The following is an 18085-nucleotide window of genomic DNA, read 5'->3' as shown; positions in this document are numbered from 1 at the left end:
ACGGACGGCGGCGGCCGCGATGACACGGATAATCTCCGGCGCCGCGGGCGGTACCCCGCTGAACGCGGTCCCGGGTTCCTTGACCCGGCCCACCACCGACCGCGTCAAGGAAGCGCTGTTCTCCCGGCTCGACGCTTTTGGCGTGATCTCGGGAGCCAGGGTTCTGGACCTGTACGCGGGCTCCGGATCCCTGGGGGTGGAAAGTGCCAGCAGGGGAGCGCAGTCCGTGGATTTGGTGGAGTCCGACGCCAAGGCCAGCGCGGTGTGCCAGCGCAATGCGGACCTCATCGACGGCGTGCTTGGCCGCAAGACCGTCAGCGTGCACCGGGCCAGGGTGGAGCCCTTCCTTGACCGCGCGCCCGGCAACGCTGCCTGGGACCTCGTGTTCCTGGACCCGCCCTATCCCCTGGAGGAAGCGGCGCTGGCCGCGGTGCTCCAAAAGCTCGCCGGCCACCTGGCGGCAGGGGCTGTGGTGGTGGTGGAGCGGTCCTCGCGTTCTCCGGAGCCCGAGTGGCCCGATGGGATGGCACGGTTTGCGGACAAGAAGTACGGCGAGACCCGGTTGTGGTTCGCCGAGCCGTCGGTGCCCGATGCCATCTCCGCCGACGACCTGCCGGACGGGACCGAGGGGTAGGGCCTGGCCTTAGGCCGAGAAGGGGTCCAGGTCCACGCCGGACAGGACCCGGGCAGGGTGGGGGCCACGGGCCGCCAGCTCTGTTGTCCACGACCCCGGCCAGGGGCCCTGCGTTCCTGCCAGGATGACGTTTCCCGGGTACCGTGCCTCGAACATTCCGGCTTCCCCGAATGCGGCAACATCGGCCATGGCCTCGCGCATGGCCGCCACCTGGCTCCTGACCAGCGTGAGGGCGGGCTCGTCGCCCACATTGACGATCAGCACCCCGTCCGGGCTCAGCCGTCCCCGCGCCTCCCGGTAGAAACCACTGGACGCGATGTGGGCAGGCGCCTCCGGCCCGGAAAAGATGTCCAGGATGACGACGTCGAATGCCAGTCCCGGGGCCAGCGTGCCTAGTGCCTCCCGGGCATCGCCGATCATCGTGGTCAGGTCCGTGCCTTCGGGCAGGGGCAGGTGCCGCAGGACAAAGTCCAGCAGTTCGCGTTCCAGCTCCACCGCGTACTGCGGTGAGCCGGGCCGGGTGGCCTGGATGTAGCGTGCAAGGGTCAGCGCACCGGCGCCCAAGTGCAGGGCTTTCACCGGTTCCCCTGACGGTGCGGCGAGATCCACCAGGTGGCCGATCCTGCGCAGGTATTCGTAGAAAATCTCGTCGGGCCGGCTGAGGTTGACATGGGACTGTTCCGCCCCGCCGATGCTGAGCACATAGCCGCCGTCCGTGAACGTGTCCGGTTCGATGGTGGCGTGCTGTCCGGTGGTCCGCAGGAACCGGCTCGCAGGTCCCGCGACGCCGCCGGACATCAGAGCCTGCCGCGGAGCGTTGCCAGCCGTGAGGCGGCCTCCTCCAGGACATCGGTCTTCTTGCAGAAGGCGAAGCGCAGCAGGCTTCTTGTCCGTTCCGCACCCTCGGGGTGGCAGAACACGGGGACCGGGATGGCGGCAACTCCCACCAACGCCGGCAGGCGCCGGGCGAGGTCCAGGGCATCGGTGATGCCGAGCGGTGCGGTGTCCACGTTGACGAAGTAGGTGCCGCGGGGCGTGAAGACATCGAACCCGGCGTCCCTGAGTCCCGCGCTGAGGATGTCCCGTTTTTTCTCCAGGGTGGCCGCAATGCCGTGGAAGAAAGCGTCCGGCTGGCCCAGGCCCGTGGCGATTGCCGCCTGGAACGGGGTCCCGGAACTGTAGGTGAGGAATTGCTTCACGGTACGCACCGCGGCCACCAGGTCCTCCGGCCCGGTGAGCCAGCCCACCTTCCATCCCGTCAGTGAGAACGTCTTCCCCGCGGAGGAGATGGTGATGGTGATCCCGGCGGCCCCGGGCAGCGTTGCCACCGGGATATGGGGGACGCCGAACGTCAGGTGCTCGTACACCTCGTCGGTGACGATGATGCTTCCGTGCTTGGCTGCAAGGTCCACGACGCGCTGCAGCACGGCTTCCGGAAAAACGGCGCCGGTGGGATTGTGCGGGTTGTTCAGCAGGACCACCCGGGTGCGGTCGCTGAATGCCGATTCCAGGGCGGAGAGGTCGGGCATGAAGTCCGGCGCGGCCAGCGGCACGGTCACATGGGTGGCGCCCGTGAGGCCGATGACCGCACCGTAGGAGTCATAGAAGGGTTCGAACGTCAGGACTTCGTCGCCGGGCCCGGCGAACGCCAGCAGCGAGGCAGCGATGCCTTCGGTGGCCCCGGTGGTGATGATGACCTCCGTGGCGGGATCGGGCGTCAACCCGTAGAAGCGTTCCTGGTGCGCGGCCACCGCCTCGCGGAGTTCGGGGATGCCTCTGCCGGGTGCGTACTGGTTGGCTCCGGCGGCGATGGCCGCACGCGCCGCCTCCCTGATCTCCAGCGGCCCGTCCTCGTCCGGGAAGCCCTGGCCCAGGTTGATGGCACCGGTCCGGACGGCAAGGGTGGTCATCTCTTCGAAGATGGTGACCCCCAGTCCGCCGTCGGGCGCCAGCAGGTTGGCGCCGAGCGCGGTCCGCTGCCAGGGAGCAGGTGCCAGGGGCGTGGAATGTTCCCGTGGAGGATGCATCCAGTCATGGTATCCCGGCCTTTCCATGGGGTAGGTTCGGAGCATGAGACGCGCTGTGTGCCCCGGATCCTTCGACCCCATCCACAACGGCCATCTCGAAGTCATTGCCAGGGCTGCCGGCCTTTTTGATGAGGTCATCGTGGCCATCTCCACCAACTACGCCAAGAAGTACATGTTCACCTTGGAAGAGCGGCTGGACATGGCGCGTGAGACGTTGGCTTCGCTCAAGGGGATCGTGGTGGAGCCTGTCGGCGCGGGACTCCTGGCGGAATACTGCCGCCACCGTGGGGTGTCCGCCATCGTCAAAGGGCTGCGCTCGTCGTCGGATTTTGACTACGAGCTGCCCATGGCGACGATGAACCGGCAGCTGAGCGGGGTGGAAACGGTGTTCCTCCCGGCGGAAGCCAGCTACGTCCACTTGTCGTCCACCCTGATCAAGGAGGTGGCGGCACTGGGCGGGAGCGTCTCCGATTACGTGCCCCGCTCGGTGCACCGCCGCCTGGTGACCGGCGAGCCTGGCCCGGATCAGCAGCCAAGACGGTAGGCTGGATGGGTACTTCGGCGCCGCCGCATGCCGGTTTGAGTCACCATGGCTCTTCAGGCTAAGATGGTACGTCGGTCATATGTTTAACAGGAGTTCTCATTAAAAGAGATGCTGGTTCGCCCCTGGCGTTCGACGTCAAGGACCTCGGGCGCAGCCCGGGAAGCATGCGGACACTGAAGGAACATGTACCCGCACCGGGTGATCTTGGTGTGGCGCTCATTGGTGTTCAGGAAGGCTCGGATGTCGAGCTCGACCTGAGGCTTGAGGCCGTACACGAAGGAATTCTGGTATCAGGAACTGCAGCCGTCGAAGTAACCGGCGAATGCGGCCGATGCCTGGATCCCCTTGCGTATGACCTTGAGGTCAATGTGCAAGAACTTTTCTTCTATGAAGGCGCTGAGCTTTCGGACGGAGAAGAAGATGAAGAGCAACGTCGAGTCGAGCACGATGTAATCGATCTTGAACCGGTGTTGCGGGACGCGGTTGTCACCAACCTGCCGTTCCAGCCGGTGTGCCGGGAAGACTGCCAGGGCCTTTGCTCCGAATGCGGAGTTCGCCTGGAAGACGAGCCGGGGCACCACCACGAGGTCCTGGATCCTCGCTGGGCTGCCCTAGCTGATATGGCTAAGCCTGACCGGCAAAATTGATTTGTACGTGTTTGTCTAGAGAGAAATGAGTTAGCCGTGGCTGTTCCCAAGCGGAAAATGTCTCGCTCGAATACCCGCGCCCGCCGCTCGCAGTGGAAGGCGACCGCCCCCCACCTGGTGAAGACCGTTGAGAACGGCCAGGTCACCTACAGCCTGCCGCACCAGGCAAAGGTCGTTACCGACTCTGCTGGCACCGCGCTGTTCCTTGAGTACAAGGGCCGCAAGGTCGCTGACGTCTAATCGGCCCAACAGGCTGACTGATGTCGTCAACTGAAGAGCTTCTGAAGCGTCTCGGTGTCTCTATTGACGCCGGGACGCTTCGTCTTGCGCTCACCCACCGTTCGTATGCCTACGAGAATGGCGGCATACCCACCAACGAGCGGCTCGAGTTCCTGGGGGACTCCATCCTGGGCTTCTCCGTGACCGATGCCCTGTACCGGGACAACCCGGACCTGCCCGAAGGCGAGCTCGCCAAGCGCCGGTCCGCCGTCGTCAGCACCCGTGCCCTGGCCGGCATTGGACGGAGCCTGGGCATTGGCGAATACATCTACCTGGGGCAGGGCGAAAAGCTCACCCACGGGAAAAACAAGGCCTCTATCCTCGCGGACACCATGGAGGCGCTGATCGGCGCCACCTACGTCTCCAACGATATCGAGACCGCCCGCCAGCTGGTTATGCGGCTGATCGGCCCGATGCTGAAGGATGCCGCCGTCCTGGGCGCCGGAACCGACTGGAAAACCAGCATCCAGGAACTGGCTGCCAGCCGGCAGCTCGGAAGCATCCACTACGCCGTGGACGGCTCGGGTCCGGACCACGCCCGCACGTTCACTGCCGTCCTGAACATCGGCGGCAACGCCTACGGCAAGGGCTCCGGGCACTCCAAAAAGGAAGCCGAGCAGGAAGCGGCGGCCGACGCCTGGCGGGTGCTTTCCGGGGCTGAAGCCCACGATGCCGCTGGTACGTCCGCCGGCTCCGCAGCTGCGAAGTAGCCTCCGTGCCGGAACTGCCCGAGGTTGAGGTGGTGCGCCGCGGCCTGGTTCGCTGGGTCCGCGGCAGGACCATCCAAACCGTCGACGTCCTGGACCCGCGCTCCATCCGCCGGCACGCCCTTGGGGCCGGGGACTTCATCGGCAACCTTGAGGGCGCCACAGTGTCCGACGTCGTCCGACGCGGCAAATTCCTGTGGCTGCCGCTGACGGACAACGGCATGGCCGGGCCGGGACACGCCGAACAGCACCAGGCACCGGCGGTGGCACTGATGGCCCACTTGGGGATGAGCGGCCAGCTGTTGATGCAGGGCCCCGGCGTTCCCGACGAAAAACACCTCAAAGTACGGTTGGGGCTCAGTCCACGTGAGTGCATGCCGGACCAGCTTCGGTTCGTTGACCAACGGATCTTCGGCGGCCTTTTCGTTACTGCCCTGGTGCCTACGGAGGACGGCGGCCCCGGCGGTCTCGCCGAATCGCCGCTTCCGTTGATCGCAGCGGAGGCAGCCCATATTGCCCGGGACCCGCTGGACCCCGCATTTTCCTTCGACCTCTTCTACCAACGCCTCCGGAAACGCAAGACCGGGCTCAAACGGGCACTCCTGGATCAGGGGCTGGTGTCCGGGATCGGCAACATCTATGCCGACGAAGCCCTGTGGCGCGCAAAACTTCATTATGCGCGGGCCACCGACACGCTCCGCCGCGCCGAGGCCCAGCGGGTCCTCGACAGCGCCCGGGAGGTGATGCTGGACGCCCTGGCGGCCGGGGGCACCAGCTTCGACTCCCTGTACGTCAACGTCAACGGAGCCTCCGGCTACTTCGACAGGTCCCTCAACGCTTACGGACGCCGGGGCGAGCCCTGCAAACGCTGTGCCGCAGCGGGAATCCAGTCGATCATCCGGCGCGAGCAGTTCATGAACCGCTCGTCCCACACGTGCCCGGTCTGCCAGCCCCGGCCGCGGAACGGCCGCTGGTAGGTTTCCACAACAGGTCTGCGGATTCTTCGGTACCCGCGGCTGCGGGCCGGCTGCAAGACTGTCTGCACGAACTTCGGGTGGGGCCCGCTGCACGCGCACCGCTTCCCGCCCCGGGAAGGACAGGCAGCCCTTGTACATCTCGATCTCGGACCGCAAAGGCGGCCAACAGGACCAGGCCGGCGCCGGTCCTGCCTCGGTCCACCCGGCTTTCCGGTTGTCCCCGGTGATCATCTGGCTGGGCGTGGTCAGCATGATGACGGACATATCGTCCGAGTCCGTCGCCGCCATCCTCCCGCTCTACGTCACGGGCTACCTGGGGCTGTCCACCATCGCATTCGGTGTCATCGACGGAATAAACCAGGGCGCCAGCGCCATCGTGCGGATCGGCGCGGGCTGGGTGTCCGACCGCACCGGCCATCCCAAGTACGTGGCAGCTGCCGGCTACGGGCTGTCCATGCTGGCGCGGGCGGGGTTCCTCGTGGCCGGGGGCTTCTGGGCCCTTGCCGGCATCGTCACCGGCGACAGGATCGGCAAAGGAATCCGCACGGCGCCACGGGATGCCATGATCGCGGCGGAGGCCCAACCGGAGTACCTGGCGCGCTCCTTCGGCATCCACCGGATGCTGGACAACATCGGGGCGGCCGCCGGCCCGCTCATCGCGTTCCTGGTCCTGATGCTGATCCCCAATGGCTTCAGCACCGTCTTTGGCGTCTCACTCGCCTTCGCCGTGATCGGCGTCGCGGTGCTTCTCCTGGTGGTGCCGGACCGGCTCCAGCGGCGGCGGCAACACCCCGGCCGGTCCAGGCCGGTCGTCAGCTGGAATCTGTTGCGGTGGTCGCGCCTGCGGGAACCGGGCCTGGCCCGCCCCATGGCCGCCGCCGGCTTGTTGGGCGTCCTCACCATCGGCGACGGCTTCATCTACCTCCTCCTCCAGCACCGTGAGTCCTTCGCCATCCAGTGGTTCCCGCTGCTGTTCGTGGGCACCAACGCCGCCTTCCTGCTGTTCGCCGTGCCGGTCGGCAGGATCGCGGACCGGTGGGGGAAAGTACCGGTCTTCCTGGCCGGCCACGGTGCCTTGTTGGCCTGCTACCTGCTGGCCGGGCTGCCAACTGCAGGGATCCCCGCCACCATCGGTTGTTTGCTGCTCCTGGGGCTCTTCTACGCGGCAACTGACGGTGTCCTGGCGGCGCTTGTCAGCCAGCTGGCACTCCCCGAAAGGCTGGGCACCGCCCTGGGCACCGCACAGACGGTGGTGGCCGTCAGCCGGATGGCGGCCGCATCCGGATTTGGCGTCCTCTGGTTCGCGGCCGGGCCGGGCATGGCCGTTGCCATCGCGACTGCGTTGCTGGCGGCAGCCATCGCAGGAGCAGCGCTGCTGTTCCGCGGCAGCACCGCAGCGGTGCCCGCCTCGTGAGGAAGCGGCTGCTCTTACTGCTTGCGGTCGTCATAGCCACACTGGGCGCCGCAGGTACCCAGGCGTTCACCGCCTACCAGCAGTCAAGCGCGAGCCGGCAGGCCGCCCCGGACGTGCAGGTTGCCTCCGCCGGTGCATTGCCGTCCGGCCCCTTCGTGCTGTTCAGGAACACGGCACCCGGCCAAGGGTTCGGGGAGGCAGCCACTGCGGCCCTGTCTGAACCAAACGGCCGGCGGACCCTTCTGGGCAAGGCCTGCGACAGGGTCTACGCGGCCCGGAACCTGGTCAGCTGCCTGGAGACCAGGAACGGGATGCCCACCTCCTTCGAGGCTTCAACCTATGACAGGTCGCTGGTGCAGCAGGGGACGTGGGCACTCGGCGGGATCCCCAACAGGACACGGGTCAGTGCGGATGGTTCCCTGGTGGCAACCACCGTCTTCGTCTCCGGCCATTCCTATGCGTCGTCGAGTTTTTCAACGCAAACACTGATTGGCCCGGCGGACGGAAGCAGCCATACCAACCTCGAGGACTACGCCCTGATGGACCATGGCGCACGGATCAAGGCCACCGACAGGAATATTTGGGGCGTGACCTTCAGCCCTGGCAAGCCGAATGAGTTCTATGCCACCGCCTCGTCGCAGGGCAATATCTGGCTGGTCCACGGGGATATCGCCGCCCGGACGCTCACCATCGCCGCGTCCGGCGTCGAGTGCCCTTCGGTCTCTCCCGACGGGCAACGGATCGCCTTCAAGAAGAGCACATCGGGAACCCTGGCAGGCGCCCGGCAGCCCGCCGTCCTCGAGCTGGCCACCGGGAACGTCACCGTCCTGGGTGAGCAACGGGACCTGGACGACCAAATCGAGTGGCTTGACAACGGCACCATCCTGTACGGGATGCCCAGGGAAGGGGCGGGCCCGGACAGCGATATCTGGTCGCTGTCCCTGGAACCCGGCGCGGCACCCCGGCTGTTCATCGAGCATGCCTGGTCGCCCGCCGTCGTCCGCTGACAAGGCGGCTCCGCGGCCCTCAGGTGCGCCGCGTGCCTGCCGTTGAACCTGGCTGGTAGTAGCCGGCCAGCCGCGCCAGACCCTCGTCCAGCGATACCTCCGGGGTCCAGTCCAGGAGCCTCCGGGTTTCTCGCTGGTCGAACCAGTGGGCCGTGGACAGCTGCTCGGCAAGGAAGGCCGTCATGGGAGGTTCCTCCTGGCGGCCAAACCGGAGCCAGGCCCGTTCCACCACCGAGCCGGCAATCCGCGCAAGCCTGCCGGGCACGGACCACGACGGAGCCGGCACTCGGCCTGCAGCGCAGATGCCTGCCAGCAGCTCCCCGACAGGCCGGGGTTCCCCGTTCGTGACCACCAGGGCCTTGCCGTGGACGTGCCCCATGCGGTCCAGTGCCGCGACGATGGCGGCCGCCGCATTGTCAATGAACGTGGTGTCGATCAGGGCAGCGCCGGCATCGAGCAGTGGCAGCCGGCCCCGCGCGGCCCGCTCCAGCACACGCTCCACCAACTGGGTGTCTCCCGGACCCCATACGACGTGCGGGCGCACCGCGGTGGTGCGGAAGTCCTGGGCGTCCGCTGCGAGGGCCAGCAGCTCGGCGCGGGCCTTGGTGCGCGCGTAGTTCCCATGCGCGTGCCCGGGGTCCGCCGGTTCGGCGCCCTGCCCGGCGATTGCGGCGCCCGTGTTGGCCACGGAGGGGGATGACACGTACACCAGGTCCCGCACCCCGGCTTCGCGGGCGGCGTCAAGCAGGCGCCGGGTTCCCTGGACGTTCACCTCGTCAAAGTCCGCTGCACGGCCGGTGAAGGAAACCTTGGCGGCAAGGTGGACCACCGCGGCCATGTCCCGCACCGCGTCCCGGACCGCTGCATCGTCGGTGAGGGAGCCGCAACGGTCCTCGGCGCCGTCGACCCTGGAGGGACGCCGCTGGAAGGTGGCCACGGCGTGGCCCCGGCGTACCAGCAAAGCGGCCACCTCCCGGCCCAGGAGCCCGCTCGCGCCGGTGACCAGGACCTTCATGGCGTTCCCGGACGGCCGCCGGCGAGCACCTTCGCCGCCCAGAGGGACAGGCGGGTCCGGTCGATTTTGGCGTTGTGGCGGATATCTGTGGGCTGGGCGGGCACCACCAGGACAGCTGCAACGGACACGCCGGCTGCGGCCGCCGCCGCACGCACCCGTACGGCCAGCTGGGGATCAGCGGGACCGGCCTTGCGGACGGCCGGCACGGTTTCCACGACCGCGACGACGGCCTGGGTCCCCACCGGTCCCACTCCCACGACGGCGGCCATTCGGACACTGTCCAGGGATTCGATGGCCTGTTCGGGGCCCACCGGCGTTACCACCGACCCCGGAGCCGTCACGATGTGCGCCAGGCGCCCTTCCACCCACAGCCGGCCCTCGGCGTCGAAGTGTCCCACGTCCCCGGTGCGGTGCCAGCCGGCCGAGGCCGCGCTCGCCTGCTGTGTGAGCCAGAGCCGGTCGTAGTACTCCTTGACATGCGGGGCGCTGACCAGGATCTCCCCGGTGACACAGGGCGCCGTCACGGGCTCGGCCCCGGGACTGGTGCCGTCGCCGGGAACGGTGCCGTCCGCGGCCAGCGGGAGGATGGCAACCCGGGCGCCATGGACGGGCAGGCCCACGCAAACCCCGTTGCCGGCCCCCGCTACGTTCCCGGTACCGGCGGCGCGGATTTGTTCGAGGCTGATGTCGGTGACGGGAAGGGCTTCGGTCATTCCGTACGGCGTGTGCAGCGAGGCCCGGGGCAGCAGCCGCTGCACCCCGGCGAGCAGGGGTTCCGGAACCGGGGCGCCGGCGGAGAGCAGCAGTTCGACGCGGGACAACGCCGCGGCGTCGCCGGTGGTGAGGCCGTCTTGGGTGGCCAGGACGTTGCGCAGTGCCGCAGGGGAGGCGAAGACCACCGTTGCGTCAACAGCCGCGGCCGCTCGGGCGAGGGCACGTGCCGTCAAGGTTCGGGGGGCCGTGACGTCCATGGCGGGCGTCACCGAGACGGCGCCCAGGGCCGGCCCCAGCAGGGCGAACGGCGCGAAGCCCGCCACCAGCCGGTCACCCGGATGGATCCCGAAGGTTTCCGCCACGGTGTCGCGCATCGCTGCCAGCTGCCGGTGCGTGTAGACGACGCCTTTTGCGGGTCCGGTGGAACCGGACGTGAACAGGACGGCTGCGGGCTGGTCCGGGTCAGGCCCGTCGGCGGTGCGGTGTCCGCTGCGGGCACCTGCCCGTGCCAAGGCGGTGAGGGACGTTTCCACCCCAAGGATGCGGCGGCGCGCGGCGGGCAGGTCGTGCACGCTGACGAGCCTGGCAGCCCAGCCGAGGGCCCGGGCTGCCGCCAGTGCCCTGTCGATCCCGACCAGGACATCCGGGGTGGCACCCTTTACGGCACGGCTGAGCCCCCTGGTGCCCAGTCCGGCGTCGGCCACCACCACCACGGCTCCCAGGCGCAGGCAGGCATAGAGCGCCACCGTGAGGTCCACGCCGGGAGGGACCATCAGGCTCACGCGGCTTCCGCTGCCGACGCCCATTCCGGCGAGCCCGGCCGATACGTCGGCAACGTTTTTTTCCAGTTCTGCCCAGGTGAGCGAGCGGCCGGCGCTGCCGTCGGGCGCCATCTCGGAAATGGCGGTCCCGGTACCGGAAGGACCGGCCGACAGTTCACCGAGGAGTGCCCAGAGGGGGCGGAACGGGTCCTGCGCGGCGGGGACGGGGTGGCCCTGTCCGGTGCCCTGCGTCCCGGCACTGCCGGCCGCCCCGGTTCCGTCCGTCCCGGCACCGCTGCCGGCGATGTTGGCGGTGAGCCAGTCGAAGACGGCCGGTGCGATGTCCCGGTCTTCCGCGAGCAGGTGTCCGGCGCCCTCGTAGCGGTGCACCTTGGCTGCGGGTATCCGTTGGATGAGGTCCTTGAGGTACCGGTCGGAGAAGATCGGGTCCCGCGGGCCCCACAACATCAGGACGGGGACGTCCAGGCCGCGCAGGCCCTCGGCCACACGCGCCAGCTCCGGATGGCTGGGATGGGATGCGTCCACGGGGATATCGGCGACGAAGTTTCCCACCCCCTCACGGCGGGAAGCCCCGCGGTAGGGGGCCATGTAGGCATCGCGGATATCCGCGGGCAGCGGCGGGCTGGCGAGCGAGTGCGTCACCCGCAGGAAAGCGTCCGACGTCGTGGTTCCCCACTTGTGCACGGCGGGGTGAAGCGCCAGGCGCAGGGCGGCCGGGATCCGGGAACTGCCGGGTTGGTGGACGGCGGTGTTCGTGAGGACCACGCCGGCGAGCTGGTGCTGGTGGGCCAGGGCCCAGCCGAGGCTGATCACGCCGCCCCAGTCGTGGCCGGCGGTGACCACCGGACCGTGCAGGCCCAGCGCATCGGTGAGGTCGCCGAGGTCCCTGATCCTGTCGGCGAGGCGGCGGAACACACCGGTGCGTTCGGAGAAGCCCATATCCAGTTGGTCCACCGCCACCACGCGCCAGGGATGGACCGGATCGGTTCCGGCGGCCAGGAAACTCCGCCAGAGGTAGGACCAGGTGGGGTTGCCGTGCACGCACAGCAGGGTTCCGGCCGGCGCCAGGCCCAGCCGCTCCAGTTGCGGGCCGTTATCGAGCACATGCCAGCGGCGCACCGTGCCTGCCGGGTCCGCGGCCGCGGTGGACGGAACCTCGATCCGGCGCGACCATTCGGCGTCCACTCCCGGCCAGGCCGCGGTCACCAAACGATTTCCAGCATTGCGGTGTTCAGGCCCGAACCGACGCCCATGCACAGGACCCTGTCACCGCTTCCCAGCGTCTGCGTCTCGGCGGCCAGCGTCATCGGCAACGACGCGGGGCCCACGTTGCCCCAGTGCGGGAAGGTGATGGGTACCTTGTCCGGATCAAGGTCGATCGCGTTGATGATCGCCTGGGTGTAGGCATTGCTCACCTGGTGCGTGACGTAGCGGTCCATCTCCGCCCAGTCCCACTCCGGCTGGGCCTCATGCCAGGCATCGACCACCAGTTGCAGGCCGCCGTCGAGCAAGCCCTTGGTGTCGGTGGCCATGCCGTCGATGCCGCCCACGCAGAGTTCGTGGTGCTCGGTGCCGGCCCGCATTACGCCGCCCACGATCCGGTGGGCGCCCGGGTGCTGGTCCGCCGGACCCAGGACGGCGGCGGCCGCCCCGGAACCGAGCGTCAGGGTGGCGAATTCACGGTTGAAATCGTCACGCGTCGTTTCGGGGCGCTGCAGCCGGGCAAGCGTGGCTTCCTGGGTCAGCTGGGCATCCTCGCCGTTAACGATCACTGCGTACCGGATCTGGCCGGAATCGATCATGTTGGCGGCCAGGGTCAGGGCGTTGACGAACCCCAGGCAGGCATTGGCGAGGTCGAAGTTCATGGCCGACGACGGCAGGCTGAGTCCGTGATGGATCTTCACCGCAACGGATGGTTCCAGGTTCCGCCGCGTCACTGACGTGTTGATCAGCAGGCCCACCTCCGACGCTTCGATGCCCGCCTCGGCCAAAGCTTTGGCGCCGGCTTCGATGGCAGCATCATCGAAGGAGGTCCCCGCGGCCCACCAGCGGCGGTGCGTGATACCGGCCACGCGCTCGAGCAGCCGCGGCGGAAACTTCAGCCTCTGCAGGGTGGAGGCCAGTTTGCGGTCGAAATCCGTGGAGCTGACGATCCGCGGAGCCTCGACGCTGCTTACGGAAAGCAGCGCGGTATTGCTGTGCCGGAAGGTTGCGTTACCTGCCAATTCAAGCCCCTCTTCGTTTTTGTCCTGCAGCCACGCGGTGACTGTACCCACATCAGTGCAGGCCCAAGAGCTTAACTATGCCTTTGCTGCGCCCGATCATGCATATTGGCCGGGGGCGCCGCCGCCGGCCGCGGAGTGCTGGACGGGAAATGTCGCTCCTGCGCAGTAGATTATAGGGAGCCGGTTCCAGCATCGTTCCCTACCCCCGCCAGGAGACCAGGAAAGCCTTGCACCTCAAAAGCCTCACCGTCCGGGGGTTCAAGTCCTTTGCGTCGGCCACCACCTTCGACTTCGAACCCGGCGTCACCGCCGTCGTGGGTCCCAACGGCTCCGGCAAGTCCAACGTGGTTGATGCCCTGGCCTGGGTGATGGGCGAGCAAGGGGCCAAGACGCTTCGCGGCGGCAAGATGGAGGACGTTATCTTCGCCGGGACGTCCGGCCGGCCGCCGCTGGGACGCGCCCACGTCTCGCTGACCATCGACAACACCGACGGCGCCCTGCCCATCGAATACAGCGAAGTGACCATTTCGCGGACCCTGTTCCGGACGGGAGGTTCCGAGTACGCCATCAACGGAGCCGGTTGCCGGTTGCTGGACATCCAGGAATTGTTGTCCGATTCCGGGCTGGGCCGGGAAATGCACGTCATTGTGGGCCAAGGGCAGCTGGACCGGGTCCTGCACGCCACCCCGGAGGACCGGCGCGGATTTATCGAAGAGGCGGCCGGCATCCTCAAGCACCGGCGGCGCAAGGAGCGGACGGTCCGCAAACTGGAGGCGATGCAGGCCAACCTCCAGCGGCTGACGGACCTCACAGGGGAGATCCGGCGCCAGCTCACGCCGCTTGGCAAGCAGGCGGAAGTGGCCCGCCGCGCCCAGCGTGTCCAGTTCGATGTCCGGGACGCCCGGGCACGCCTCCTGGCCGATGACCTTGTCCAGCTCCAGCAGGCCCTGGAACAGGACGTGGCCGGCGAAGCCGCGCTCAAAGCCCGGCGGACCGCCGTCGAACAGGAACTTGAAGCCGGCCGCAGGCAGCAGGCCGCGCTGGAACAGCTTGCAGCGGAGGCCACCCCCCGGCTCAACGCTGCCCGCGACACCTGGTACCGGCTCTCCACCGCCCGGGAACGGCTCCGTTCCTTGGGTACCCTGGCCACCGAACGGAGCCGCCTGCTGGGCTCCGACGACGCCCCGGCACCGTCCGGGCGGGACCCGGAACAACTGGAACGCCAAGCCGCGCGGGTGCGGCAGGAGGTGGCCGAACTCGAAGCGGACATCGTGCGCCGTCGCGGAGTCCTGGACGCCGCAAGCACGGCGAAGGCCGACGCCGAACAGGCTGCGCGCGCCGAGGACCAGCGGCTCACCGCGCAGTTGAGGGCGGCCGCTGACCGCCGGGAAGGCCTGGCGCGCCTCGCCGGGCAGGTCGCAGCGGCACGGTCCCGGGTGGAGTCGGCCCAGGCGGAGCTGGGCCGGCTCCGCGAATCCCTTGCCGCCGGCACCGAACGGCGTGCCAAGGCACAATCCGAATTCACGGCCCTGGAAAACCAGGTGGCGGGAGTAGAGGAGGGAGAGGAGTCCCTCGACGCCGAGTACGAGGCCGCCAGTGACGTGCTCGATGCGGTGCTGGGCGACATCGCCGGCCTCAAGACCGCAGTCAACGAAGGAATTCGCAAACGCGACGCCCTCGTCGCGCGCCTGGACGCCCTGAAACTCGGCCTTGACCGCAAGGACGGCGCCCGGCACGCGCTGGAGGCCGGTCTTCCGGGCATCCGGGGCAGCCTCGCCGCCGCACTCACCGTGCACGCCGGGTTCGAGGCCGCGATCGCTGCTGCACTGGGGCAGGCGTCGGATGCTGTCCTCGTCCACGACGCCGGCACGGCGGCCGCGGTCCTGCAGGCCCTAAAAGACGACGACGGCGGCCGCGCGGCCCTCCTCCTGGCGTCCGCGGACGTGGACCAGCCACGGGACGCCCCGGACCTGGAGCTTCCCGGCGAGGCCCGGTGGGCTGCCGGACTGGTGGACGGCCCGGCGGTGGAGGTCTCCCTGGTACGGCACCTGCTGTCCGGAACCGTCGTCGTCCCCGGCATGGATGCGGCGGCGGCGCTCGTGGCCTCGCAGCCCGGCCTGACGGCCGTCACCCGGGAGGGAGACGTGTTCACCGCCGTCTCGGCCACTGGCGGTTCGGCCAAAGCACCATCCCTCCTGGAGGTTCAGGCGGCCGTGGACGACGCCGGGCGTGAGCTGTCGGCCGTGACGGCGGACCTGGAGCGGAACAGGTTCGCCCTGGCCGCCGCCGAGGCCCGGCGCGCCGCGGCGCAGGAGGCTGCGGACGCTGCCCTGGACCGGCTGCATGAATCCGATGCCCGGCTCGCCGCCGTCGCCGAACGCCTGGGGCACCTCAATTCGGTCCTGCGCAGCGCCGTCGGAGAAAGCGACCGACTGGCAGCCTCCCTGGCCCGCGCCGAAGAGAACGTGGCCGCCGAGGAAGAGGCGCTCGCAGCCATCACTGCCCGGCTCGCGGCGGCCCAGGAAGCTCCCGTCGAGCAGGAACCCTCCACCGAACACCGCGATGAGCTGGCGGGAGCCGCGTCGGCCGCCCGCGCCGCCGAGGTTGAAGCACGGTTGTCCCTGCGCAGCGCCGAGGAGCAACTTGCAGCCACCGGCAACCGGGCAGCCTCCCTGGACCGCGCGGCCGCCACGGAGCGCCGGGCACGGGAGGAAGCGGCCGAACGCGCGCGGCGCCGCCGCATCCAGGCCCGGCGGGCCGCAGCCGTTTCCGCGGGCGTGGAGATGGCCCTTGGATATGTGGATGTCTCCGTCGAGCTCGCCAGGCACGAACGCGACCTCGCAGAGGAGAACCGGGAGCTGCGGGACCGCGGGCTCCGGGACATCCGCGAATCCAACGACGCCCTGGCCCTCGAACTGGCGGACCTCACAGACAATGTGCACCGCGACGAACTTGCCCGGGCCCAGCAGCGGGCCAGGATCGAGGCGGTGGAAACCCGTTCCGTGGACGAACTGGGCATCACGCCGGAGGCCTTGGTCGCGGAGTTCGGACCGCACGTCCCCGTGCCGGTCCCGGCGGAAGAGTCCGGCGACAAATGGGCTGCCCTTCGTGCTCCTGTCGATGCCGGTGGCGAGGAGATCCGCGAAGGCAAACCCTACGTGCGGCAGGAACAGGAGAAGCGGCTGCGGAGGGCCGAACGGGACCTCGCAAGCCTGGGCAAGGTCAACCCGCTGGCGCTGGAGGAGTTCGCGGCGCTGGAGGAGCGGCACCAGTTCCTCAGCACCCAGCTGGAAGACCTCAAAGCGTCCCGCCGGGACCTGCTCGATATCATCAAAGAGGTGGATGACCGGGTGCAACGGGTGTTCGCGGAAGCCTTCGAGGACACCCAGGCCCAGTTCGTCAGGGTCTTCGAGCGGCTGTTCCCGGGCGGCGAGGGGCGCCTGGTCCTCACCGACCCCGCCGACATGCTGACCACCGGCATTGACGTGGAGGCCCGTCCGGCCGGCAAGAAGATCAAGCGGCTCTCCCTGCTCTCCGGCGGCGAACGCTCACTCACCGCGGTGGCCCTGTTGGTGGCCATTTTCAAGGCCCGGCCGTCCCCGTTCTACGTCATGGACGAGGTGGAGGCGGCGCTGGACGACACCAACCTGGGGCGCCTGATCACCATCTTCGAGGAGCTCCGGGAGTCCAGCCAGCTGATCGTCATCACCCACCAAAAGCGGACCATGGAAGTGGCGGACGCGCTCTACGGCGTCACCATGAGGGGCGACGGCGTCTCCACCGTCATCAGCCAGCGGCTCGGGGCCGAGGTATAGCAGCCACACCTCCGGCATCGGAGCAGGTCAGGCGCCCTGCCGGGGGCCCGGACCGGGCGGACCCTGTATGAGAAGCTAGGGGAGTGAATGACATCCTTCCCATTGTCCTGTCCATCCTTGCTGCCGTGGTGGTCATCGGCGCGCTGATCCCGGTCCTGATCAAGACGCGGAGGAACATCACCCGCTACCCGGACACCCGGGACGCGAACGATCCCGAGGTCCGCTCCGGGGGCGGCACGGCAGTGGATGACAGCACCGGAACCATCGAACGCGGGACCCCCGGCGGTGCCGGCACCGACGTTGTCGACACCACCACCGTCCCGGACGATGCCGCCGGACTCGAAACCATTCCGGTCGAAACACCGCTGCCGGTCGCAGGGCGCCTTACCCGGCTGCGGGAACGGCTGGTCCGCTCCAACAACATCATGGGTAAGGGCCTGCTGGCACTGCTGTCCAGCGACCGGATCGACGAGAGCGTTTGGGACGAGGTGGAGGAAACACTCCTGCTCGCTGACCTGGGCACCGAACCCACCATGCAGCTGGTGGATGCACTCCGCGAGCGGGTCAAGGTCCTCGGCACCAGGACCCCCGAACACGTCAAAGCCATGCTCCGCGAAGAACTCATCAAACTGGTCGACCCCACCATGGACCGCAGCCTGAACGTGGAGCGGCATGGGGACAAGCCCGCCGTCATGATGGTGGTGGGCGTCAACGGCGTCGGAAAGACCACCACCGTAGGCAAGCTCGCGCGGGTCCTGGTGGCCGAGGACAAGGACGTCCTGCTCGGCGCAGCGGACACCTTCCGGGCCGCCGCCGCCGAGCAGTTGGCAACCTGGGGCCAGCGGGTGGGCGTTCCCACCGTGAAGTCCGACATCGACGGCGCCGATCCTGCGTCGGTCGCCTACGAAGCGGTGAAGGCAGGCATCGAGCAGGAAGTCGACGTTGTCATGATCGATACCGCCGGGCGCCTGCAGAACAAGGTGGGCCTGATGGACGAACTGGGCAAGGTCAAGCGCGTGGTGGAGAAGCTGGCCGAGGTGGACGAGGTCCTGCTGGTGCTGGACGCCACCACCGGCCAGAACGGCCTGAACCAGGCCAAGGTCTTCTCCGAGGTGGTCAACATCACCGGCATCGTGCTGACCAAACTGGATGGAACAGCCAAGGGCGGCATCGTCGTCGCCATCCAGCGGGCGCTCGGCGTGCCCGTCAAACTCGTGGGCCTGGGCGAAGGCGCCGACGACCTCGCCCCGTTCGATACCGAAAGCTTTGTTGACGCCCTGCTGAACTAGCTGCCCGCC

At 68.5% G+C, this 18085-nt stretch carries 15 protein-coding genes; 10 read left to right on the top strand and 5 right to left on the bottom strand.

Features of this window, described 5'->3' with window-relative positions; all coding sequences use genetic code 11:
- Positions 1–19: 19 nt before the first annotated feature.
- Positions 20–634 carry a 16S rRNA (guanine(966)-N(2))-methyltransferase RsmD gene (gene rsmD / locus DC347_RS08000; protein ID WP_018760025.1) on the top strand — a complete coding sequence of 205 codons (615 nt, stop codon included), beginning with the start codon at positions 20–22 and terminating at the stop codon, positions 632–634.
- Between the two features lie 9 nt (positions 635–643).
- Here rsmD and DC347_RS07995 read toward each other — a convergent pair whose 3' ends face one another.
- Both DC347_RS07995 and DC347_RS07990 read right to left on the bottom strand, forming a co-directional pair.
- Positions 644–1432, bottom strand: coding sequence for a spermidine synthase (locus DC347_RS07995; protein WP_018760024.1), 789 nt, complete (start codon positions 1430–1432; stop codon positions 644–646).
- Positions 1432–2661, bottom strand: coding sequence for an aminotransferase class I/II-fold pyridoxal phosphate-dependent enzyme (locus DC347_RS07990; RefSeq protein WP_206073903.1), 1230 nt, complete (start codon positions 2659–2661; stop codon positions 1432–1434). Before DC347_RS07990 ends, DC347_RS07995 begins: the two co-directional genes overlap by 1 nt.
- 43 nt (positions 2662–2704) lie before the next feature.
- Between DC347_RS07990 and coaD the strand changes: the two genes are divergently transcribed.
- The 7 genes from coaD to DC347_RS07955 all read left to right on the top strand — a co-directional run bounded on the left by coaD (position 2705) and on the right by DC347_RS07955 (position 8236).
- Positions 2705–3205, top strand: a complete 501-nt coding sequence (gene coaD / locus DC347_RS07985) for a pantetheine-phosphate adenylyltransferase (protein WP_026264218.1) — start codon at positions 2705–2707, stop codon at positions 3203–3205.
- Positions 3206–3327: 122 nt separating this feature from the next.
- Positions 3328–3852 carry a DUF177 domain-containing protein gene (locus DC347_RS07980; RefSeq protein WP_081624091.1) on the top strand — a complete coding sequence of 175 codons (525 nt, stop codon included), beginning with the start codon at positions 3328–3330 and terminating at the stop codon, positions 3850–3852.
- 36 nt (positions 3853–3888) lie between these two features.
- Positions 3889–4092, top strand: coding sequence for a 50S ribosomal protein L32 (gene rpmF, locus DC347_RS07975; RefSeq protein ID WP_009356569.1), 204 nt, complete (start codon positions 3889–3891; stop codon positions 4090–4092).
- 20 nt (positions 4093–4112) lie between these two features.
- Positions 4113–4841, top strand: a complete 729-nt coding sequence (gene rnc / locus DC347_RS07970) for a ribonuclease III (RefSeq protein WP_109045009.1) — start codon at positions 4113–4115, stop codon at positions 4839–4841.
- A 5-nt stretch (positions 4842–4846) separates the two neighbouring features.
- Complete coding sequence (gene mutM / locus DC347_RS07965) at positions 4847–5815, top strand: bifunctional DNA-formamidopyrimidine glycosylase/DNA-(apurinic or apyrimidinic site) lyase (protein WP_109045008.1); 969 nt, start codon at positions 4847–4849, stop codon at positions 5813–5815.
- A gap of 130 nt (positions 5816–5945) precedes the next feature.
- The gene (locus DC347_RS07960; protein WP_206073902.1) at positions 5946–7229 is read left to right on the top strand and encodes an MFS transporter; all 1284 of its coding nucleotides are present in this window, start codon (positions 5946–5948) and stop codon (positions 7227–7229) included.
- Positions 7226–8236, top strand: coding sequence for a hypothetical protein (locus DC347_RS07955; RefSeq protein ID WP_109045007.1), 1011 nt, complete (start codon positions 7226–7228; stop codon positions 8234–8236). The genes DC347_RS07960 and DC347_RS07955 overlap by 4 nt, the downstream gene beginning before the upstream one ends.
- A 19-nt stretch (positions 8237–8255) precedes the next feature.
- Here DC347_RS07955 and DC347_RS07950 read toward each other — a convergent pair whose 3' ends face one another.
- From DC347_RS07950 to DC347_RS07940, 3 genes are read right to left on the bottom strand one after another with little or no spacing between them, the layout of a single operon-like run.
- On the bottom strand, positions 8256–9251 hold the full coding sequence (locus tag DC347_RS07950; protein ID WP_109045006.1) for an NAD(P)-dependent oxidoreductase: 996 nt from the start codon (positions 9249–9251) through the stop codon (positions 8256–8258).
- A complete protein-coding gene (locus DC347_RS07945; RefSeq protein ID WP_109045005.1) occupies positions 9248–11956 on the bottom strand; it encodes an alpha/beta fold hydrolase in 2709 nt (902 codons plus the stop codon). Before DC347_RS07945 ends, DC347_RS07950 begins: the two co-directional genes overlap by 4 nt.
- On the bottom strand, positions 11950–12972 hold the full coding sequence (locus tag DC347_RS07940) for a 3-oxoacyl-ACP synthase III (protein ID WP_026264216.1): 1023 nt from the start codon (positions 12970–12972) through the stop codon (positions 11950–11952). Before DC347_RS07940 ends, DC347_RS07945 begins: the two co-directional genes overlap by 7 nt.
- Positions 12973–13199: 227 nt before the next feature.
- Here DC347_RS07940 and smc point away from each other — a divergent pair, with 227 nt between their 5' ends.
- On the top strand, positions 13200–16787 hold the full coding sequence (smc, locus tag DC347_RS07935; protein ID WP_109045004.1) for a chromosome segregation protein SMC: 3588 nt from the start codon (positions 13200–13202) through the stop codon (positions 16785–16787).
- 83 nt (positions 16788–16870) lie between these two features.
- Entirely contained in the window at positions 16871–18076 is a 1206-nt protein-coding gene (gene ftsY, locus DC347_RS07930; RefSeq protein ID WP_109045003.1) for a signal recognition particle-docking protein FtsY, read from the top strand.
- The last annotated feature ends 9 nt before the right edge of the window (positions 18077–18085 follow it).

The organism is Pseudarthrobacter sp. AG30 (assembly GCF_003116525.1).
Taxonomy (GTDB): domain Bacteria; phylum Actinomycetota; class Actinomycetes; order Actinomycetales; family Micrococcaceae; genus Arthrobacter.
Note: the sequence above shows the minus strand (reverse complement) of the source record. Positions and strands in the feature narration are given on the sequence as shown.

Bases quoted from the DNA above. Each gene is read 5' to 3' on its own strand.
- DC347_RS07995 (WP_018760024.1), bottom strand. From the start codon at position 1,432: ATGTCCGGCGGCGTCGCGGGACCTGCGAGCCGGTTCCTGCGGACCACC.
- rsmD (WP_018760025.1), top strand. From the start codon at position 20: ATGACACGGATAATCTCCGGCGCCGCGGGCGGTACCCCGCTGAACGCG.
- DC347_RS07950 (WP_109045006.1), bottom strand. From the start codon at position 9,251: ATGAAGGTCCTGGTCACCGGCGCGAGCGGGCTCCTGGGCCGGGAGGTG.
- coaD (WP_026264218.1), top strand. From the start codon at position 2,705: ATGAGACGCGCTGTGTGCCCCGGATCCTTCGACCCCATCCACAACGGC.
- DC347_RS07990 (WP_206073903.1), bottom strand. From the start codon at position 2,661: ATGCATCCTCCACGGGAACATTCCACGCCCCTGGCACCTGCTCCCTGG.
- rnc (WP_109045009.1), top strand. From the start codon at position 4,113: ATGTCGTCAACTGAAGAGCTTCTGAAGCGTCTCGGTGTCTCTATTGAC.